Origin of the sequence: Roseburia zhanii (assembly GCF_014287635.1) — a bacterium.
In the GTDB taxonomy this organism is placed as follows: Bacteria; Bacillota; Clostridia; order Lachnospirales; family Lachnospiraceae; genus Roseburia_B; species Roseburia_B zhanii.
In genome coordinates this window covers 461,207-482,633 of sequence record NZ_JACOPH010000001.1, presented here as the reverse complement: position 1 = coordinate 482,633, position 21,427 = coordinate 461,207, and the positions used below count along the sequence as shown (strand labels likewise).

The following is a 21,427-nucleotide window of genomic DNA, read 5'->3' as shown; positions in this document are numbered from 1 at the left end:
CTTTCATCAGCTTACATTTCCTCTTTCTTATCTTACATTTTTGTAAGGTCTGTATGATTTAATTTTTCATACTGCATCTGTATGATAACCTGTGTTCCTTTACCGACTTCGGATTCTATAAAAATCTGATGTCCTAACTTATTACAGATTCCTTTGCACAGATACAGTCCTAACCCACTGGCTTTCTTATCCATCCTGCCATTGTATCCTGTAAAACCACGTTCAAATAAACGTGGGAGGTCTTCACGCTTGATCCCGATACCCGTATCACTGATGACCACCTGCAATCCATTTTTGTCTTCCCTTGCATAGATATGGATTTCTCCCTGCATCGTATATTTTAATGCATTAGAAAGAAGCTGTTCTAGTACAAAAGAAAACCATTTATCATCTGTCAGTATCTTATAATCTAAATGATCTAACTGAATCGCAATATGCTTATAGATAAAACTGACCGCATATTTTTTTACAACGTTTCTGACGATTTCTTCTAAGTGATATGATTCTAATACAAGGTCATTGCTCATATTTTCAAAACGTGTATATCCTAGTGCCATTTCCACATAGCTTTCAATCTTAAAAAGCTCCTGTCTGCACCCGGCAGTATTCACTTCCGGTTCCTGAAGCAATACATTTAAAGCGGCAATCGGTGTCTTGATCTGATGTGCCCAGAGTGCGAAAAAATCTGCACTCTCCTGATACTTTTCCCAATCTTCTGACTTATCAATCGTCACTTCTGTTTCTTTTTCCTCTTGCTGCTTTTTATAAAACCGGTAAGCTGCTAAATATGCACCTGTCACACAGATCATATAAAAAGCAATCACATAAAAAGCACATTCCATACTGATATCATAAATTGTTGTAATTGCAAGTACAATTCCTGCAAAAAGCGGAAATGTGACCAGATATGCACCATGTTCTTTCAAAAAACTTCTATTCTCCGACAATATAGCCTAACCCTCTTTTCGTCACAATAAAATCTTTCACGCCTGCCGCCTCCATTTTTCTGCGGATTCGTGTCATATTGACAGTCAGTGTATTATCATCCACAAATTCATCATTGCCCCACAGACGTTCCATAATTGTTTCACGGCTGACAACACTTCCGGCATGTTCCATCAGTGTTTTTAGGATCAAAAATTCGTTTTTGGTAAGTTCCATCTGACTGCCATCGACACTGGCAGTCGTCGTATCTAAATTCAACTCTACTTTTCCACATTCTAACTTATGTATCGAAAGTGCAGTACCATAGCTTCTTCTAAGTACTGCCTGAATCTTTGCAGTCAGAACCTGCAAGTCAAAAGGTTTGGATATAAAATCATCTGCTCCGATATTCATTGCCATGACGATATTCATATTATCATCTGCTGAAGATATGAATATGATCGGTACTTTTGAAGTTTTTCTGATCTCCATGCACCAGTAAAACCCATTATAATATGGAAGTTTGATATCTAACAAGATGATATCCGGCTGGTATTCTTCCACTTCTTCTAAAATATGTTCAAAATCCTTTGCACACCTGCTCTGCATCTGCCATGTAGCAAGGTGGTCTGCGACTGCTCCTGCAATAACAGGATCGTCTTCAACAATATATACGTTTGACACGGTCATTCTCCATCTGCTGTATGTCTGGTCCTTTACTGATACTGTGAAACGTTGCTCTTGTCTACTTTTTCAAATGGCACCCAGACATATTTCTGATCTTCTGAAAGATATTCCATACCTTCTAGGGACTGTCCTTTCGCCAATCTGGCTGCTGCCTTGATCAGATATTCTCCCTGTCCTGCACCTGACTGATAGATCGTAAATGCCATCTTGCCGTCTGCAACGGACTGGCATCCTTTTTCTGTTGCATCTACACCGATGATCGGAAGGGAATCAAAGGAAATGTTATTTTCCTCACATGCTTCTACGATTCCTAATGCCATATCATCATTATTGCAGGCTACCGCATCTACTCTCTGGCCTGTCTTTAGCAGTAATTCAAAATACTGCTTTGCTGTATCGGTTGACCAGTTTGCATAATCTTCAAATACATAATTGATCTTTTTACCCGATGCATTTAATGCCTTTTTTAAGGAATTTGTTCTGCCTACTGTTGCAGAATGGGTTTTCTCACCTTTTAATATGGCTACATTGATCTCGTCCTGATCCTTATATTTATCTAAAATATATTCTGCCTGATATCCGCCTGCTTCTGCTTCATTAGAACCTACAAATACATATTTTCCAGCTTCTAACCGGTCATCTGACGGGCAGGAGTTGAAAAAGACGATCGGCAGGTCACCGGCTGCCAGCTGTAACTGTAATGCAGTATCTGTATCAACCGGATTGCATAAGATCACATCATAACCACCATCTACTGCTTCTTTAATATGTGCAAGCTGGCTCTCTAGTGAACCTTCTGCATCCTTAACGGTTAATTCAGCTCCTGCATCTTTTGCACATTTATCTGCTGCATCAATGATCGTCTGGCGGAATGTATCAGCAGACGATATCGTCAGATACATCTTCACTCCTGCTGCATCTTCACTGCTGCCGGCACTGTTTCCACAGCCGGTCAGCATTCCGATACAAAAAAGAAGAGAAACGATTCCTATTGCTATTTTTTTCATAGATCACACCTCATTCCTAAGCGATTTTCTCTTTATATCAAATCTTAAAACGTTCAATATGTTCTTTTAAGCTGTCTGCTTTCTCTGACAGATCTTCGGCATCATCCATTACACTGCTGCTGTTATCTGCGATCTTGCCTGCCTGTGTTACCATATTTTCTGCTGTTACCTGAATCTCCTGCGTACTTGCTGCCTGTTCTTCGGAGATTGCCGCAACATTCGTAGCAACAGAATCTACTTCATTGACTTTCTCCATCATATTGCCGATCAGATTCTCGGTCTTCTGGATGTCCGTAAAGATCTCATCGAATGTCTGTAATGCAGTATTGATCATATTGCTGCTCTCATCAATATTCTTCATGCTCTCGGCTGCCTGCTGTACAGTTTCCTGTACTAAATGTGTCACTTCATCGATCAGTTTTACGATATTTTCTACTGATTCTGTACTTGTCTGTGCCAGTTTACCGATTTCTAATGCAACAACTGCAAATCCTTTGCCTGCTTCACCTGCTCTTGCCGCTTCGATCGAAGCATTTAAGGAAAGAAGGTTCGTTTCGTCTGCGATATCTCCGATCACTGCTACGATCTTCTGGATCTCGTCTGATGCAGTACCTACTTTATCGATCGCTGTATCCAGCTTCTGGATGGAAGAACTGATATTCTGCATTGCCTCATCTACACGATGCATATCTTCTTTTCCTTTTTCAGAAACCTTGACTGTCTGCCGCATATGTTCTTCTACCTGCACACTGGTATCTTTGGTATCCGCTACGACCATTGCAAGAGTCGTCGCATTTTCTGCGATTTCTGTGATGGAATTCGACAGTTCTTCAACTGTATTATTCAGCTCATGCATGGATTCTGCCTGCACGGTTGCAGAATCATACATATTCACAGACAATTTATTCGTCACATCGGACTGACTCGATACTTTTTCAGAGATATCCTGTATATCATAGAGCATACCTCTGATCGACTCTAAGAAATGACTGACGCTTCGTCCCATCCGTCCGATCTCATCACTTCCATTTACTTTCACATCGACAGTAAAATCCCCATCTGCCATAGTTGTGATCGTCTTTGTCAGGCTGTGTACCGGTTTGACAACTAAATGTACGATTCTTTCAATGACTACCACAAGAAGTAATAATGCCACCAGTGCGATCACGATCATCTTCATACGCAGGCTGTTGACATCTGTATAAATGATTGCATCCGGTATGTAGGATACGAGTACCCAGCTTGTACCGGAAACAGTTTCAAATCCGGTCAGATTGCCATGCAGTTCGCATGTAGTATAATCTCCATCTGCTATTTTGGCTGCAACTGCTGCTAAATAAGCATCCTGATTGGACGTATCTAACTTTGTAGACACCAAAGAACTATCCCTGTGTGCCAAGATCGTTCCATCATTCGTATCTACCAAAAATGCTGCTGCATCATCCATTTTTACAAAGGAATTGACGATAACTGCGATACGCTGTAAGGATACATCGGCAGAGATCACACGGATCTTATCAGAACCATCATTTAAAATTGCTGACGCACTGACCTGGTTCGTACCATCCTCACTCTTATAGGCACTTCCGTATTTCATATTGACACGGGAAAGTCCCTCCTTGTACCATGTTGCATTTTTTACATCACCAAAGGACTGTTCGGATTCACTGGCTTTTATCACGTTTCCATTTTCATCTGCCACATATAGTCCGTTTGGATAATTCGCATTGTAATTATAATAGGCATCTAACAGTGTCTGCAGATCATCCCCCTGTGCATGTGTCTGTTCGATTGCCTGCTTTGCTGCGGAAAACGCTGCTAAATTCTCACTTAACCACCCTGCGATACTCTCTGACTGATAACTGATCGACGATTCTAGCAGGCTTGCTGCATTTGTTGATATGATTTTGCTGGAAATCGTATACGACAACAGGATCATAATCATGATCAAAACTGCAACGACCGGTACTGTTGCACCGATGATCTTCGCCTTGATAGAAAATGTCTTTTGCTTCTTTTTCTGATGCTCCATAAAAGATCACCCCTTTTTTCTTATTTTGTGTAAATTAACTAAACATATTGCTATTTTACCACATTATTGTGCAAAATCACAGTGTTTCATGTAAAAAAGAGCAGTACAAAAATATTTTATAAAATGGTCGAAAATTTGGTGGTTGGCAAATGCTTTCCTATATATCCAACAATCCCCACCCTATGTTCCGAGTCTGGTAAAAAATGTATTCTTTACTTACTTCCCCATTTGTTTTTTCACTCCTGAGGGATACTTTGTGCTATACACAGCACTCCCCACCCCACCTGCGGATTCGGATACTCCCTTAACGCCGGCAGTCTTTTCGCACCCTTGATCAGATACGCCTTTACTTTCTCCCCATACAAAAACAGATCATTCCTCTGCACGATCCCCCACTCCATCAAAAGCGCCGCACTCCCTGTCACAAACGGTGCTGCCATGGACGTTCCGCTTCTTACCGTATAGCCGCCATTTACAGAAGCTGACATAATACGGACTCCCGGTGCGGCAAGATCAGGCTTGACCTGATTCGTCCATGCTGTATAACCTCTGCCTGAAAATGCTGCCACACTGTCTGTATCTGAATCATAAGCCGCTACGCTGATCAGCTTTGCCGCAGTTGACGGGATCGTAAGCGTCCGTATCTCAGATGGATATAAAAATCCGGTTCCCTGATTCAGTACACCGCCGGACGGCAGCCACAGATCATAGATACCCTCTGCGATACTGCCGGCTGTCAGACGTATCGTATAGATACCGGAAGGCAGATAATCTTCCCCCGGTATAAAATCCATATAAATTTCCTGATACATACTATACGGCACCGGTTCCCCATAAAAAATGAGCAGCTCCATTTCTGCAAATTCGATCCGCACGGTTCCCTGTCCAAAGATTACTCCACTGCTCCTGCCATCGGGTAGAAACAATTCTATCTGTATTTCATCCTGATATTGTTTCCACAACTGTAGGTTCAGTTTCGTTTCATAACTGCTTACGGCAAATTCGATCTGCTGCACTTCCCCACTTTTAATCTGATCCTGATAATGGGAAATGCCTGCCCCCTCATTTCCGGTTCCTGTAATGATACTGCATTGGTGATGGTTCGCCATATCATTTAAAAATGTTTCGACCAGACTTGTACCGCTGTGCGAACCATAATTATTTCCAAAACTCAGATTGACCGCCACCGGTTTTTTCTGTGCTTCTGCAAAACGAATGCAAAAATCAACTGCTTTCATCAGTTCTGTTGTCTTTGGAAAAGACGTTTCTTCCGGTGTTCCTAATTTTACGATCAGAAGTTCAGCTTCATATGCCACCCCGCGGTATCTTCCCATGGATGCCCTGCCATTTCCTGCTGCGATCCCTGTGACATGGGTTCCATGACCGGAAGTATCGCGGCTTGGAACGATTTTCTCCTGCTGCATACGGCCAGATGCCGACAATGCCAGATCGATCATTTCTTCTGTAAATAAGACTCCATCAGAAAAACCTTCCGGTGGTGCATATGTGATCTGTTCATTCTGCTCTGTTTTTGCTTCATTTAAAACTGCCGCATCTAATGTCTGATCCCAGAGTGCAGCTATTCTCGTTGTGCCATCTTCCTTACAAAAATCAGGGTGTGTATAATCAATGCCGCTGTCAATGACTGCCACAATACACCCCCTCCCACTTAAATGAAGTCCAGCTCCCACCTGATCTGCCGTCTGTACCGCAGTAATACAAGAAGCTCTTTTTGCTGTATCTACAGCGAAAAAGAGCCTCTTTGGTTTTTCCATATAAATGATCTCATCTAAATCTGCAACTACTTTTATCATGCTTTCCGGCAGTCTTAAGATGGCATAGGAATTATCCAGTTCTGTGATCTTATGAATATATGCCGCATATCCCTGCATGACTAATAATCCTGCCACCTGTTGCAATCCATTTCCAACAAACCTTACGATCACTTCCCATGACTGTTCCAGTGGAAAATATCCTGTCCCTAAGTTTAATGACTGCTCCCTTTCTGCAGGAGTTGCATCAAGCGCAAGATTAAATAGATTCTCTATTTTTGCATTATGCATCTGACATCTCATATCTGTTTTTTATGAGTATATGCCATGGTCTTAATTCTTATATCTAAAACCCGGCATATTAAGCCAGCAATCCTTACAGTAAAGTGCGGCCGTCTTTTGGAAACGAAAAACATTCCGTCTTATAAGGTGGTCACAATTTATGATCCTTGCATAATTGTTTATTTTCATACATATTAGAATCTGCCTGATCCAATAACGTCTGCATGGTATGCGCACTATCTCCGACGGAAAATGCCCATCCGTATGCATAGTCGATCGGTATTTGCTCTTTCTTACTATTTAATCTGTCTTTTTCTCTGCGCAAGTTTTTTAATAATTCCTCAATTTCCGTTTTGCTTGTATGATAAATAACTGCCATAAACTCATCTCCACCATATCTTCCAACAAAATCTTTTTCCGGAATTACACTGTGTAAAAGCTTTGCAAAATCCATGATCAAACGGTCTCCTGCCGAATGTCCCATTGTATCATTCACAGTCTTTAGATTATTCAGATCAAACATTATGCAGGCTGTAGGTTCATTTATTGTTTCCTGCTCCTTAAGAAGCATCTCGCAGATACCTTTATTAGGCAATCCGGTATGAGCATCCGTATATGCCTTCTGTTCTAACTGCTTATTTTTTATTGACATCTTCATTGCCTCCAGCGTCTGCATAATGATCAAAATTATCAGACACAACATGTCAAATACTGACAGTATCTCTATTGTACGGATCTTTATAGCAATCTTTTCAGAGTAATTTTCCGCTGCAAATACAGTTTCATCTGCCATCTTAAAATAAATTTCACTCATATTTACAATATCTGTATTCTGGTAACCCTTACTTCTTACTTCTCCGATCTCTGATTTTATTTTTTCCCAATAATCACTCTGGATCTGTAATTTATCCTGATATTCCTTGTCATGTAGTTTTACCAGATCATAATGTCCATCCTGATATCTTAATCCGCTCAGAATATCATCCAGATATTTTATCAATTCTTCATTCTGTTCTCCTGTAATTTCTAATTTTACCTCACGCTGTGTAGCTCCACGCACCAGACCTGCATAATTTAGTACACGCGCTGTCCCCTGTAACCTGTTAATCTGTATCATCATACAAATAATAAGAACGATCAGTATCAATATGAGACAGCTTTGTATCATGCCTATTATATTTTTATTTTTCCTATCTGACTGTACTTCTCTGCTTATCATGTTCCTCCCAATAATGCTCTGTTCCTGATAACTGTAAACAATTAAGGCAGAACCACATAGCCGATCCTGCCTTACATGCTTTACTTAACATTGATACCTTTTGCATATTGCTGCAGAAAACGTTCTTTTCCACATGGTCTGCCCAAAAAATATCCTTGTAAATAATCAACTTTCAACTCTTTCATCTTCAGACACCATTCCTTTTCTTCGATGCCTTCTGTGCATATCCTGACGTTAATACCATGAACCATCGGAATGATATTTTTATATAATTCATAATCTCTGGCACTGTTCATCGCCTTAGCAGTAAAATCCCTATCCATTTTGACATAACTCGGATTCATATCACGAATACAATGAAGATTTGAATATCCTGTGCCAAAATCATCGATCACAAAAGAAATCCTGTTCTTATCTAATGTTTTCCGGAATTTACAGAACGATGGTGTCATATCCATATATCCGCTTTCTGTCATTTCAACGCATATACATTCCGGCTTTAAAGCGTACTTTTGGATCGCATCCATGATATCACGCTCAACATTTCCCTGCAGAATCTGAACATAGGAAACATTTATATTCATCCTGAAATCCTGAATATATTGCTGCATTTCACTGCACATTTCTGCCGCTTCGTTCAAAATATATCTTCCTGCAGGAATCATCAATCCGCTTTCTTCCAATAATGGAATAAATTCTACCGGTGAAATAACCTCCCGCCCTTCATCAGACATCATGGAAAAACGCATCAGTGCCTCTGCGCCAATAATTTGTTCTGACTGGCAATCCACGATCGGCTGATAGTTTACTTCAAAGCCGTTATAATTGTTTACAATGGCATTACGAAGTGCTGCTACAATTCTTCCTTTCCGCAAAAAGGCTTCATAGTCATCCTGGGCAAAAATATAGAATCCATTTTTACCCATACTTTTCGCCTGTTTCAAAACAAACTCAAATTTTTTGCGGCACTCCTCGACGCCTTCACAAAATGTTGTTGCATCTACAACACCGACAGAAATGGAAAATACGGCTTCATAATGTTCAGATACGATAAAATCATGGAGTCTATCGGTAATCTTACTTTTCAGTTTTGCAGCTTCTTCCTGTAAAGAAGCTTCTAAATCCACGATCACATATTGATCTGCTACCAAATGATAAATCCTCTGCTTATCGGAAAGGCATTCCTTCATGCAGTCAGCTACGCTTTTTAAAATATAATTACCATAATCTGCACCCTGGGAACCATTGATCACTCCGAAATCATCAATTCCTATATGCATAAAAAAACCTTTGGTAATGGGTTCTCTTTGCGATTGCAGATAAGCAAGAAATTCCGGGCCTCCAAGCAGTCCTGTGACATTATCCGCCCTTCTCTTGTTTCCGGTCTCATTCAGACATCCGATCAGATACTCCGCATTCCCTTCTGTATCCTCAATCACAATACCACGACAATTGATCCATACCGGCATACCCTCTTTATCAATCCATCGATAATGAAGATTATGTACTTTTTCTTTTCCTGCGCATACATCCGCAAGATGCTTTGTAAGCATCCTGCGGTCTTCTTCATATACTACTTTCATTACTTCATTTGTGGCATCTGTCAGGACATTACTCGATATATTAAACCGCTTCACCGCTGACTGTGAAATCTCAAAGGTATTATTCTGCAGATCAAATATATACAGATAATCATCCATGCATTCCGTAATGATCTCAAATAAGATTTCTGCTGTCCGATCTCCAAACACTTTTACTATTTCATTAATCACAACAAGAACCTTCTTTCTGACATCCTCACTTTATTCCTGCTATTTTCTAGAATAACTTAAATATATTTGTGCGGTCATGCATTTTGGCAGCCCCTTCTGCCAGATTAATACTGATTGCCGTATTCTCTTCTGAGGATGCTGCTGTTCCCTGTACTACACCGGACAGCTGTTCAATTCCCTGCCCGATCTGTTCTAATGACTCTGCCTGGGAATCGGCTTTCTCCATAGTGTTCTGTGCAAGTTCCGCAAAAGACTCCATATCTGCAATGATCTGATTGAATGAGTCTGCTGTTCTTCTTGTGATCGTATTCCCTTTTTCAATTTCCACTAATGTCTTATCGATCAGTTCTCTCGTATTTACAGCTGATCTTGCACTATCTGATGCAAGTTTTCCGATCTGGTCGGCAACCACCGCAAAGCCTCTTCCTGCTTCCCCTGCTCTGGCTGCTTCAATCGAAGCATTCAGGGATAAAAGGTTTGTCTGAGAAGCAATATCCTCAATATCTGTGATAATATTGCCGATTTCTTTGGAAATTTCTGTAATATGCTCCATCTCCTTCAATAATTCATTCATTTTCTGTTTTTCTTCGTTCGCTCTATTTGCAGAGGATTTTACGCGTTGGGATGCACTTTGTGTTTCTTTCGCTGTATCAGCAGCAAGATCCACAACGGTGTCTATTGTGGCATTCAATTCCTGAATGACTCCTGCCTGTTCTGTTGCACCATCTGCGAGGGATTTCGATGCATTTTCCACTTCCGATGCATTCGATGATACCTGTTCTGCAAGATTACTGATCTCTGTCAGTGTACTGTTAAAGCGCTTCAGGATATACAGCAGTGATGACTTCAATTCCGAGAAATCGCCCAGAAAATCTGTAATGTCATCACCATTTTTTGTCAGGTCACCCTGTGCTATTGCTTTTACCTCCGCTGAGATCTCACGGACATAATCTGCCAGAATAGTCATGGCTTCTTTCAGATTTTTGATAGTATCACCAAACTCATCCTCAGACTCATAAGTAAGCATTTCTACGTTAGACAGTTCCCCTTTTCGCAGACTGGCAACTGCTTTTTCTATTTGTTCTACCGGCTCTGTAATGGAATTTGTAATGATTTTTCCAATCATTGTTGTCACTACAACAATCGCAATGCCAACAGCCACGATCACTATAAAAATGATTATAGTGCACACCTTAGCCATCGTCTTTGCCTGATCAAGTTCCACCTGGAACTCATCACGCAATGCCGTTAATTTCTCAGCAAAAGACGTATAATTTTTATACGCCTCTCCAATCATCAGCTTCGCTGCTTCCTGCTGCTTGTTATCGCGGCTTAATTGCAATATTTCATCTGAAGCAGTCCTGTATCCTTCCCATGCAGAGTTTGCTATTTCATAATCATCTCTTCCTTTTTGTGCTTCCTTGTCTGCAGTGATTATTTTATTTAATTTCTCAACCGTATCCTTGATCTGGCTCTCGAGATCGTTAATTTCTTCTTCACAGGAAGCCATGGCTTCTGCATCTGATTCTACAAGATGCTGATACTGTTTGATCCTGTATTTCGCGGTCATTGTTTCTAATTCCTGGAGATATTCCAATGACGGAGACCAGACTTCTGTGATCTTCTCTATATTTGAACGGATCACTAATGTTGAGATCAGTGCCACCAACATTAAAAATAATGTCATAACAAGCACTGTCATTCGATATACTTTTAATTTTCCTGCAACTTTTAAGTTTGCTATCTGCTTTTTAATCTTTTCCATATCGCTTTCCTTTCTTATCCTTATGTATTTTTTGATCTTTACCACTGTCAATAGCAGCGAGCATCCCATAATCCATTATAAAATAGCATAATTTATTTAGAAAATCTAGTAGAAAAAAGTAATATTATCTTAATTATTGATATTAATTGTTACTGTTCAGACAGCACCTAAACACCTTGCTGTTTAGGTGCGTATGACCATGATTCGGGCGTGAGCAGCCCCCCTTTTGCGCAGCAAAATTTAAATGGGGCTGCGAAGTTGCAATTCGCAGGGATACCTGTGAACTGTAACTATTAATTTTTTCATACAAGTCTGTCTCCGGCATCACATCCCCTTCCATGCCCTTATTTTACACCCACAACCCCATCTGTTACAGATATCCCAAAAGAGATACTTTCTAAGTACCGGTAAAAACTCTCGGTATCTGTATATGGCTGTGTCTTTGCTCCTGCGGCAAATGCAGGAAGTATGGAATATCGGATCTGTCCGTTTTCTTTTGTCACCTTGACTAACATTGTCTTTTCTATGCTCTGGTTAAAAATAAAATTACCAAGGCTGTAAAAGATCATTTTTCCCTGATATTCTTCAATTCCCTGCAATACATGCGGATGTGCACCGATCACAAGGTCTGCACCTGCGTCAATATAGGCATGTGCCAATTCGATCTGGTAATCTTCCGGCATCGTGTTCCGCTCAATTCCCCAGTGCACATAGACGGTCAGAAAATCGCAGTTATCTTTAGCCCTTTCGATTGCATGGACAAGAGCTGTTTTATCATATGTCGTAAATACACCCGGCTGGGAATTTTCCACATTCCAGCTTGTTACCGGAATGACTCTCGATGCAGCAAGAAATCCATACGTTTCTCCATTGGCTTCTATGGTGCGGAGTGCACTTGCTTCTTCCACGCTCTCGCCTGCCCCTGCATAGAGAATCCCCTTTTCATCTAATGTCTGAAATGTCTGTCTTAACACTTCCTGTCCGTAATCTAATACATGATTATTAGCAAGTGTGACAATATCGATACCTATATCCGTAAAGATGCTGCTATACGAAGGATCTGTGCGGAATGTATACTGCTTATCCTCTGCCTGCGTTCCTCCGGTTCCAAACGGGAATTCCTCATTTACCATACAGATGTCTGCCTGCTGCATGGTTAAAAGCAGACCATCATCTAATACACCACTTATCCCCGCTTTGTCATAATTTGCTGTCACATATCCACTAAGACACACATCTCCGGCGAAAATAAGTTCGGTAATGTTTTTCGTTTCTTCTGTATCAGGATCACTCTGATCTGTGTCCTGTACCACATCATTTTGTGCCGTATCTTCCACTTCTGTTTCTGATCCCACAGACCCACGTGTAAAAGATTCCGTTTTATCCTGTGCAGACGGTTTTTTATCTGCAAAATCTGCTGTATCTTTATGTTCAAGATACAGCAGACCTGTAAGTAAAGCTGCTCCGGTCAATGCGGCCGCAAGCAGCGATATCCATATTTTTCTTCTTCTCATAGCCCTGAATCTAATGCAAGTCTGTATACAGTTGTTGTCTTATATACATCATTTGCTTTTAAAATCGGTGACTTAAATGCCGGTTCATTGACCGCATTTGGGAAATACTGTGTTTCTAAGCAGAATGCATGGCGTGAATGATAAACTGCACCACCTTTGCCTGTTCTCTCATCAATGTAATTACCGGTATAAAGAAGTACGCCCGGAGCATCTGTATATGCATACATATGAATCCCTGTATCATCACAAACTGCCTCTGCAAACAGTTCTACATTTCCATTATCCGGAAGTTTGTAGCAGTGGTCATATCCTTTTGCATTCTGTAACTGCTCATAATCTGCATCAATATCTTTGCCGATCTCTTTAAACTCTTTAAAGTCAAATGGTGTACCATCGACTGCCCAGAGTTCTCCTGTCGGAATGGAAGTTACCGGACGGATCGGTGCGAACTGATCTGCATAAATCTTTAATTTCTGGCTGCCTACATAACCACCGTCATGTCCTGCTAAATTAAAGTAACTGTGGTTTGTAAAATTAGCTACGGTATCTTTGTCAGAAACTGCTTCATAATCAATGTGGAGTGCATCATCTGCTGTCAATGTAAATATTATTTTCATTGTCATTGTGCCCGGAAAATCCTGTGCATCATCTGCACTGACATATTTCATCGTAACACTGTTCTTATCATCGTCCATCTGATCGATCGTAAAGATTTTATCACTGACACCACTTTTCCCGCTATGTAAATTGTTATTGCCATCATTCTTATCTAACGTATATTCCACACCGTCAATGATGATCCTTGCACCTTCAATACGTCCTGCAGAGCGTCCTACGGTTGCTCCGAAATAACCTTCATGTGATGCATATCCTTCGGCATTATCATAGCCTAATACAACATCTCTTTTTACCCCTGCTTTGTCTGTAAAAATAAATGATACGATCGTTGCACCAAAAGTACTGACTTTTACCTGTGTATCATTTGCATTTGTAAGTGTGACTGCTTCTACAGCATTTCCTTTGTTATCGGTTCCAAAGCTCTCTCTTAACATTTTCCCTATCTCCTTTTTATTTGATTGTATAACGATCCGGATTCCATCGAAAGCCGGATCATTTCCCACTCAGGAAAAATTCCCATCACCAAAGATCTTCGATACTGCATGTGGCAGTTCCGAAAATTCCCTGATATAAGGTACACTGCGGTTAATACTTCCAAAGCCATACGATGCATGGATAAACTCTACTCCTGCACGCATACTTGAATCATAATCGCCCTGGATATCCCCAACGTATACTGCATGTTCTAAATAATTGCGTCGGACGATAAGATCGATATTATATGCTTTATCCATCTGGTTATTTCCAAAACATTCGGTATCTAAGAAATATTTTCCAAACTTATAATAATCTAAAAATGCTTCTATATAACCCTTCTGACAGTTACTTACGATATAAAGTGGATACTGTTCAGATAAGATCTGAAGTGTATTTTCTAAGTTCGGATAAAGCACACCTCCATGGGTACGAAGATAATCATTTTCCTCTTTACAGCATTGATCCATCAGACCTGCCGCCTCTTTTTCAGAAAGCATCGGAAACAGCATTGCTGCGATCTCTGTCATCGTATGTCCCATGACCTGCTGGATATCAAGCGTCGTGATTCTCCGCAGTCCATTTGCTTCTCTTTGTACAACTGTATCCCAAGATTTAGCAACATTTTCTGCGGAATCCCACAGAGTACCGTCCATATCGAAAATAATTCCTCTTTTCACGCAAACTCCTCTTTACTTTTATGATTTTCGTAACTATCTGGCATCTTTTTACTTACGGATGCTTATGCCTCATCAATCGCTTTTCCGATATCGTGGCGCATATATTTATTGGCAAAAGAAATCCATTCGGTTGCTTTATAAGCGTTTGCCCTTGCTTCTTTTAGATCATTACCTTTTGCAGTAATGCCGAGTACACGACCACCATTTGTTACGACTTTTCCATCTTTTAATGCTGTTCCTGCATGGAAACAATAATAGCCGTCTTTTCCTTCAAAATTTTCTTCTCCGGTGATCTCAAATCCTTTTTCATAAGAAACCGGATATCCGTCAGAAGCTAATACTACGCAGACAGCCGCATTATCTTCAAACTCTAATGTCAGCTGGTCTAATGTCCCATCTACACAGGCCTCCATGACATCAATGATATCATTTTTCATACGGGGCAGTACAACCTGTGCTTCCGGATCACCGAATCTTGCATTATATTCTAAGACTTTCGGACCTTCTTCGGTAAGCATCAGTCCAAAGAAGATAACTCCTTTAAATTCTCTGCCTTCTGCAGCCATGGCATCCACAGTCTTCTGATAAATATGCTCTTTACAGAACGCATCGACTTCTTTTGTATAGAACGGACTTGGTGAAAATGTACCCATTCCACCGGTATTTAATCCCTGATCTCCATCTTTTGCACGCTTGTGATCCTGTGCAGAAGACATAATCTGGATGCTCTTTCCATCGACAAAAGAAAGTACCGATACTTCACGGCCTGTCATAAATTCTTCTACAACCATGTGGTTTCCGGCTGCACCAAATTTCTTATCTTCCATAATCTCTTTGACACCGGCTTTTGCTTCTTCTAAGGTATTGCAGATCAAAACACCTTTTCCTAATGCAAGACCATCGGCTTTTAATACGATCGGCATTTTTACTGTTTCTAAATATGCCAAAGCCTTCTTAGGATCATCAAATGTTTCATATCCTGCTGTCGGGATATTGTATTTTTTCATCAGATCTTTTGAAAATGCCTTAGATCCCTCTAAGATGGCTGCATTTTTTCTAGGTCCGAATACTTTTAAGCCTTCTTTTTCAAAGGCATCTACGATTCCGCCTACTAACGGATCGTCCATTCCTACGATTGTAAAATCAATATCATTTTCCTTTGCAAAAGCTGTCAGTTTATCAAATTCCATTGCACCGATCGGTACACATTCTGCGATCTTACCAATTCCTGCATTTCCCGGTGCACAATAAATCTTATCTACACGGTTGCTCTTTGCCACGCTTGCTGCGATGGCATGTTCTCTACCGCCACTTCCTACTATCAGAACTTTCATGCTGTTTTCCTTTCCTGATATCTGATATGATATCTCTATCTAATCAACCACTATTGCATACGTCATAGTTACCCTGACCTGCTGCAACTGTATCTTTATCTGATCCTTGTCTTATGATCTTCTACCACAACTCTGTCATTTGCAATCAGATCGATTGCCTGCGGTAAGATCTTCCACTCCGCTTCTTCCATGACTCTTCGCTGTAATATTTCCGGTGTATCGTCTGACTGCACCTCAACTGCCTTTTGTAAAATAATAGGACCTGTATCCGTTCCCTCATCTACAAAATGAACTGTTGCACCCGTCACCTTTACACCACGCTCTAAGACACCTTCATGTACTTTCAATCCATAATATCCTGTTCCGCAGAACGAAGGGATCAGTGACGGGTGGATATTGATGATCTTATTTTTGTATTCTGCAATCATTTCCGGTGGGATCACAACCAAAAATCCTGCCAATACGACTAAATCAACGTGATAGGAATTTAACTTTTCTAAAAATACCCTGTTAAATTCAGCCCTGTCTGCAAAGTCTTTTGGTGAAATGCAAAGATTTGGGATTCCCTTTTTGGCTGCACGCTCTAAGGCATAGGCATTTTTATTATTGCTGATCACAACTTCGATCTTCGTATTTGTGATCGTCTGATCGTCGATCGCATCCATGACCGCCTGAAGATTTGTTCCGCCACCAGATACTAAAACAGCTATTTTTAACATAAGGTAACTCCTTTTTCTCCATTCTCGACCTTGCCTACGACATATGGAGTATCTCCGGCTTTTTTGATTGCTTCCATGGCTGTATCTACATTTTCAGGAGAAACAGCAACGATCATACCAAGTCCCATATTATATGTATTGTACATCATCTGTTCTTCGATCTGACCTTCTCTTGCTAACATCTTAAAGATCGGTGGAACCGGATAACTGTTTTTCTCTACGATAGCACGTTTTCCTTCCGGTAACATTCTTGGAATATTCTCATAGAATCCACCGCCTGTGATATGGCTGCAGGCCTTTACCCTTACACCGGCTTCTTTGATATTCTTTAATGCCTTAACATAGATTCTTGTCGGTGCTAATAAAGCTTCCCCTAATGTTGTACCTAATTCCTCATGGTAAGTATCTAATACTTCTTTTTCCATCTTAAACACTTTTCTTACTAAGGAAAATCCGTTAGAATGTACGCCGGTACTTGCCATACCGATCAAAACATCTCCGTCTGCTAACTCTTTTCCTGTGATAATATCTTTTTTATCTACAACACCAACTGCAAATCCGGCAAGATCGTATTCATCTTCCGGCATCAGTCCCGGATGTTCTGCGGTTTCACCACCGATCAGGGCACATTCAGACTGGATACAGCCTTCTGCAACACCTTTTACGATCGTTGCGATCTTCTCAGGATAATTTTTACCGCAGGCAATATAATCTAAGAAAAATAATGGTTCTCCACCTGCACAGGCAATATCATTGACACACATTGCAACAGCATCGATACCGATCGTATCATGCTTGTCCATGATAAATGCAAGCTTTACTTTTGTACCGCAGCCGTCTGTACCGGAAACTAAAGTCGGTTCTTCCATATCCTTGATCTTCGCAAGGGAAAATGCACCAGAAAATCCTCCTAATCCTCCTAATACTTCAGGACGCATGGTCTTTTTCACATGTTCCTTCATCAATTCAACTGATTTGTATCCTGCTTCAATGTCCACACCGGAATTTTTGTAATCCATCTGTTTTCTCCTTTTTATCTATCGCAATTTTTATGTTACAATATACAGGTATCCGTCTTATTTTGAATACGCTTTATATCCTACTTCCTGTAATTTTGCATCTTTTGCCTGAACCTGTTCTTTTAACTCTTTGGAATAATCTTTTAATTTCTGTAAGAGTTCTGCATCGCTGACTGCTAAGATCTTAGCTGCTAACAATGCTGCATTTGCTCCACCATTGATTGCTACAGTTGCTACCGGAATACCGCTTGGCATCTGTACGATAGAATATAAAGAATCACGTCCGCCTAAAGATGTTGTATGCATCGGAATACCGATCACCGGCATTGGGAAGATTGCTGCACACATTCCCGGAAGATGTGCTGCCATTCCTGCACCTGCAATGATAACTTTAAAACCTTTTTCCTCTGCGCTCTTTGCATATTCAAAAAACACATCTGGTTCTCTGTGTGCAGAAATAATAGTCATTTCATATTCAATCCCTAACTTTTCTAAAATATCTGCTGCCTTTGCCATAACCGGCATATCAGAGTCACTACCCATTACAATTCCTACTTTTGCCATGATGATTCTCCTTTGCTTTTGATTCATTATTACTTTCATTTTACACAGATTTACTAAGAAATACAAGTCATAAATGCCCACTGTATTTATAAGTACAACTGATAAAGTTACTGTTCATCTAATGCCTTATTCAATTCCTCTGTCCCCGGCACGACGAACCTGCCATCCGAAATAATTTCTTTTGTTGTGCCGTCTGCCGTAACGATCTCAATTTTATCAAGTTCATCATATGGGATCGTGATATCTGTATGGCAGTTAAAATATGCCTTTGAAACATCTTCTTTTCGTAAAATTGAGATCTCATTATCCCTTGCAATGATCTCTTTTCCATCAGGATTATACACTTTCGTATCTTCTGCATGGGAATAACAGGTATCTCCGATCGCAAAATGCGGTCCCGTCTTTTCGGCGATCAGGATTGGCAGTTTATCTGCGATCTGATATTTTCTTGCCATGCGGTACGCAGTCGTATTCGTTCCGATCGCAAACTCGCCCATCGGAAGTGTGTCATGCTGCTGTAAAAGGTTTTCATAGATATAACGTTTATTTTCTTCTTCTGATGCAAAATTGCCACAACGGTACTCTGCAACTTTTCCATCGGCAAAATCAAGTTCCAAGTCTATATATTTCAGTTCATTTAAATATACCTGCGTCACATGCAGTTTTCCATTCGTTCCTTCTAATACCGGAGAAGTAAAGACTTCCCCGACCGGAATATTGACATCAGCAACACAGTTTTCAAATGCTGTTTCTTTTGCCGGATCTTTTAATGCATGGATATTTACCCAGAGATCTGTTTTATTTTTTCCTTTTCCGGTAATGTGTACCTTATCCGCAGTATCTAAAAGATCAATGATCTTCTGCTGCATCGTGCGGTAAGCCATATAATCTAACGTGTTGATCTTCACTGTTTCCCGAAAGATTTCTTCAAACTGCTCTCCGATCGCCGGTATCGGATAAGCAATGATCGTAAAACTCCGTTCGTCCCCCGGAATATATTCGTTGGTAAGCTGCCCTGACCGGCTCATCTGGTACACATTCAATTCATTCTGCTCGCTGCTGTATTTTGCAGCTTCTTCTTTGATCACCGGTTCAAACGGCACTTCGCCGAAAATCTCCATCACAGCCGGCCCTGCATGATGGTTCGCCTGCTTTTTATACATTTCAAAAGCTGCTTTCATTGCTTCTAAACGCCGTTCTACATATGCCTTATCTAAATAGAATGCCTTGTCAGCCCTGTGGTCAAATTCAAACTGCTTATTAAAAGAAGTTGCATATGCTCCGCGTTTTCCACCATTTCCTCTGCCAAAAGAGGAAATCGGATTCCGGTAGATCGTCGGCTTTAATCCTGCTTTTTCAAAATTTAAGATCGCAGCACGCACTACTCGCTCAAAACCGATCGGATACTCCATGCAGACAGTTGCTTTTTTTGAAAGATCTTTCCCGGTCAATTCAAATCCAATGCAGAATCCTTCTGTCATCGTATCTGCCATGGAATGGATTTCTTCTTCACTTAACGTATTTAAAAATTCTGCAACTTTGCGTTCATCTTCCCCGATATATTCCCCATACCGGTACAGATAACGCAGATCAGACAGATCACTTTTCATTATGATCTCTGTAAAAAAATCATAAGAAGGATCTACCATATCCCTTACCTTATCTTCTGCAAAGATCTCACTATAGTCATGGAAAAACCAGTAAATGATATGCCCGATCTCTTTTTTATCCGGTTCTTCCTCTGATTCAAAGCAGTTATAGATCTCTACAAAAAGTTCACAAAAGACCGTCATGTGCATCTTTCTTCCCTCAAATGCATATGCGATCAGTGCTTTTAATTCGGTATATAAAAAACATAGAAGCGGAGCAAATGTTTCTCCTAACAGCCGCTTTGCCGCTGTGGGATTTGCATAACTGTCCTCATAAAATTCCGGCAAGAGATCCTGATAGAGCCTCTGGTTTTCTTCTTCACAGGTACTCAAAGAACGGTCTTTTAACATGCCTGCATTTTCTTCCTGTAAAATCTGTGCTGTCAGACAGATAAAATCTGCTGTTTTTTTGAAATAATCCTGATATTTTTCTGCTGTTTGCTGCTCTTTTGCGATCTCTGTGATCCGCTCAAGTACCAGATCATATCTTTCTGCAGCTTCATCATTGGATTCTTGAAAAATCTCTTTATAGCCCATCTATTCTGATTCCTTTCCTGATATTATGACGATATTAGAGTTGAAAAATGGTTATATCAAAAAACCTGCTGTATACAATGCGATCCATGAGCCGGTCGCAACCACTGAAAGCACCATGGCTGCAATCGGAATCCCACGGAAAGTATCTTCTTCCCTAAGACTTTTGACCGCCTGCACGAACGATACCAGTGCTGCGACCAATGCTAAAATGCCCACACTTCCTAAGTAAATACTGCCGTTTCCGCTCTGTCTAAAGGAAATGCCGACTAAATAGATCAATGCAAAGAGAGATGCCACTGCAAAAGCACCCGCAAGCATCCCTCTTTTTGAATGTTTCTTTCCTGAAAATTTATAATGGTTTCTTCTTCTCATCCTTACCTCCAGACTGTCCGTCCTGACGGTTATGCTTTTTTACAGCCGCTGTATAGATGTGATAGCAAAGGTAGCCTGACATCCCCCCTAAAGTATTCAGCAGGATATCATCGACATCAAAACTGCCTACTTTCCATACAAGTTGGATCACTTCCACACAAAGACTGAACTCAAAGCAGAGCAATGTTGTAAGATAAAACTTCTTACATTTTTCAAACAGGATTGGCAAAAATGCTCCAAACGGAAGAAAAGCCGCCACATTGCCAATCAGATTTAACCCCACAGACCACATTCCCAACGAATGTCTGTATACCCAGAACCGCCTGATTTCCTTAAAGAGTTCTAAATTATAATGATACGTTCTCTCTAAATAGGTTCTTCCTAATCTCTCTGAAAAAAAGAGGAAATAACTTAGCATTGCTAAATATACTACAAACAAGAGAATTCCCAGCCTTCGAAATACCTTCTTTCTGTGATCTTCCTTCAA

The 21,427-nt window shown here is 40.6% G+C and carries 18 protein-coding genes; all 18 read right to left on the bottom strand.

What is annotated here, in order from left to right; genetic code table 11:
- Positions 1 to 32: 32 nt before the first annotated feature.
- The 18 genes from H8S17_RS02170 to H8S17_RS02085 all read right to left on the bottom strand — a co-directional run bounded on the left by H8S17_RS02170 (position 33) and on the right by H8S17_RS02085 (position 21,427).
- The gene (locus tag H8S17_RS02170) at positions 33 to 926 is read right to left on the bottom strand and encodes an ATP-binding protein (RefSeq protein WP_243237935.1); all 894 of its coding nucleotides are present in this window, start codon (positions 924 to 926) and stop codon (positions 33 to 35) included.
- 7 nt (positions 927 to 933) lie between these two features.
- Entirely contained in the window at positions 934 to 1,608 is a 675-nt protein-coding gene (locus H8S17_RS02165; protein ID WP_186866033.1) for a response regulator transcription factor, read from the bottom strand.
- Between the two features lie 32 nt (positions 1,609 to 1,640).
- Complete coding sequence (locus tag H8S17_RS02160; protein WP_186866032.1) at positions 1,641 to 2,618, bottom strand: substrate-binding domain-containing protein; 978 nt, start codon at positions 2,616 to 2,618, stop codon at positions 1,641 to 1,643.
- 37 nt (positions 2,619 to 2,655) lie between these two features.
- Positions 2,656 to 4,650 (bottom strand): methyl-accepting chemotaxis protein, encoded by a 1,995-nt coding sequence (locus tag H8S17_RS02155; RefSeq protein ID WP_186866031.1) that lies wholly within the window; start codon positions 4,648 to 4,650, stop codon positions 2,656 to 2,658.
- Positions 4,651 to 4,886: 236 nt separating this feature from the next.
- A complete protein-coding gene (locus H8S17_RS02150) occupies positions 4,887 to 6,713 on the bottom strand; it encodes a S8 family peptidase (protein ID WP_186866030.1) in 1,827 nt (608 codons plus the stop codon).
- A 142-nt stretch (positions 6,714 to 6,855) separates the two neighbouring features.
- A complete protein-coding gene (locus tag H8S17_RS02145) occupies positions 6,856 to 7,923 on the bottom strand; it encodes a GGDEF domain-containing protein (protein ID WP_186866029.1) in 1,068 nt (355 codons plus the stop codon).
- Between the two features lie 80 nt (positions 7,924 to 8,003).
- Positions 8,004 to 9,695, bottom strand: a complete 1,692-nt coding sequence (locus tag H8S17_RS02140) for an EAL domain-containing protein (RefSeq protein WP_186866028.1) — start codon at positions 9,693 to 9,695, stop codon at positions 8,004 to 8,006.
- A gap of 46 nt (positions 9,696 to 9,741) precedes the next feature.
- Positions 9,742 to 11,460: a HAMP domain-containing methyl-accepting chemotaxis protein gene (locus H8S17_RS02135; protein ID WP_186866027.1), complete on the bottom strand. Its 1,719-nt coding sequence runs from the start codon at positions 11,458 to 11,460 to the stop codon at positions 9,742 to 9,744.
- Between the two features lie 344 nt (positions 11,461 to 11,804).
- Positions 11,805 to 12,974, bottom strand: a complete 1,170-nt coding sequence (locus H8S17_RS02130) for a CapA family protein (protein WP_186866026.1) — start codon at positions 12,972 to 12,974, stop codon at positions 11,805 to 11,807.
- Positions 12,971 to 14,026, bottom strand: a complete 1,056-nt coding sequence (locus tag H8S17_RS02125; RefSeq protein WP_186866025.1) for an aldose epimerase family protein — start codon at positions 14,024 to 14,026, stop codon at positions 12,971 to 12,973. The genes H8S17_RS02130 and H8S17_RS02125 overlap by 4 nt, the downstream gene beginning before the upstream one ends.
- A 69-nt stretch (positions 14,027 to 14,095) precedes the next feature.
- Positions 14,096 to 14,746 (bottom strand): HAD family hydrolase, encoded by a 651-nt coding sequence (locus H8S17_RS02120; RefSeq protein WP_330595594.1) that lies wholly within the window; start codon positions 14,744 to 14,746, stop codon positions 14,096 to 14,098.
- Positions 14,747 to 14,808: 62 nt separating this feature from the next.
- Positions 14,809 to 16,080 (bottom strand): phosphoribosylamine--glycine ligase, encoded by a 1,272-nt coding sequence (gene purD, locus H8S17_RS02115; protein ID WP_186866024.1) that lies wholly within the window; start codon positions 16,078 to 16,080, stop codon positions 14,809 to 14,811.
- 95 nt (positions 16,081 to 16,175) lie between these two features.
- The gene (gene purN / locus H8S17_RS02110) at positions 16,176 to 16,799 is read right to left on the bottom strand and encodes a phosphoribosylglycinamide formyltransferase (protein ID WP_178050635.1); all 624 of its coding nucleotides are present in this window, start codon (positions 16,797 to 16,799) and stop codon (positions 16,176 to 16,178) included.
- Positions 16,793 to 17,818 (bottom strand): phosphoribosylformylglycinamidine cyclo-ligase, encoded by a 1,026-nt coding sequence (gene purM / locus H8S17_RS02105; RefSeq protein ID WP_186866023.1) that lies wholly within the window; start codon positions 17,816 to 17,818, stop codon positions 16,793 to 16,795. The genes purN and purM overlap by 7 nt, the downstream gene beginning before the upstream one ends.
- A 57-nt stretch (positions 17,819 to 17,875) precedes the next feature.
- Positions 17,876 to 18,382 (bottom strand): 5-(carboxyamino)imidazole ribonucleotide mutase, encoded by a 507-nt coding sequence (gene purE / locus H8S17_RS02100; protein WP_178050637.1) that lies wholly within the window; start codon positions 18,380 to 18,382, stop codon positions 17,876 to 17,878.
- Positions 18,383 to 18,489: 107 nt separating this feature from the next.
- Positions 18,490 to 20,568, bottom strand: a complete 2,079-nt coding sequence (locus tag H8S17_RS02095; RefSeq protein ID WP_186866022.1) for an aminopeptidase — start codon at positions 20,566 to 20,568, stop codon at positions 18,490 to 18,492.
- A 51-nt stretch (positions 20,569 to 20,619) separates the two neighbouring features.
- Entirely contained in the window at positions 20,620 to 20,940 is a 321-nt protein-coding gene (locus H8S17_RS02090) for a DUF6142 family protein (RefSeq protein WP_186866021.1), read from the bottom strand.
- Entirely contained in the window at positions 20,918 to 21,427 is a 510-nt protein-coding gene (locus H8S17_RS02085; RefSeq protein WP_243237934.1) for a VanZ family protein, read from the bottom strand. The genes H8S17_RS02090 and H8S17_RS02085 overlap by 23 nt, the downstream gene beginning before the upstream one ends.

Coding starts and splice junctions, on each gene's coding strand:
- purE (WP_178050637.1), bottom strand. CDS start 18,382: ATGGCAAAAGTAGGAATTGTAATGGGTAGTGACTCTGATATGCCGGTT.
- H8S17_RS02125 (WP_186866025.1), bottom strand. CDS start 14,026: ATGTTAAGAGAGAGCTTTGGAACCGATAACAAAGGAAATGCTGTAGAA.
- H8S17_RS02150 (WP_186866030.1), bottom strand. CDS start 6,713: ATGCATAATGCAAAAATAGAGAATCTATTTAATCTTGCGCTTGATGCA.
- H8S17_RS02090 (WP_186866021.1), bottom strand. CDS start 20,940: ATGAGAAGAAGAAACCATTATAAATTTTCAGGAAAGAAACATTCAAAA.
- H8S17_RS02095 (WP_186866022.1), bottom strand. CDS start 20,568: ATGGGCTATAAAGAGATTTTTCAAGAATCCAATGATGAAGCTGCAGAA.
- purM (WP_186866023.1), bottom strand. CDS start 17,818: ATGGATTACAAAAATTCCGGTGTGGACATTGAAGCAGGATACAAATCA.
- purN (WP_178050635.1), bottom strand. CDS start 16,799: ATGTTAAAAATAGCTGTTTTAGTATCTGGTGGCGGAACAAATCTTCAG.
- H8S17_RS02135 (WP_186866027.1), bottom strand. CDS start 11,460: ATGGAAAAGATTAAAAAGCAGATAGCAAACTTAAAAGTTGCAGGAAAA.
- H8S17_RS02130 (WP_186866026.1), bottom strand. CDS start 12,974: ATGAGAAGAAGAAAAATATGGATATCGCTGCTTGCGGCCGCATTGACC.
- purD (WP_186866024.1), bottom strand. CDS start 16,080: ATGAAAGTTCTGATAGTAGGAAGTGGCGGTAGAGAACATGCCATCGCA.
- H8S17_RS02145 (WP_186866029.1), bottom strand. CDS start 7,923: ATGATAAGCAGAGAAGTACAGTCAGATAGGAAAAATAAAAATATAATA.
- H8S17_RS02160 (WP_186866032.1), bottom strand. CDS start 2,618: ATGAAAAAAATAGCAATAGGAATCGTTTCTCTTCTTTTTTGTATCGGA.
- H8S17_RS02155 (WP_186866031.1), bottom strand. CDS start 4,650: ATGGAGCATCAGAAAAAGAAGCAAAAGACATTTTCTATCAAGGCGAAG.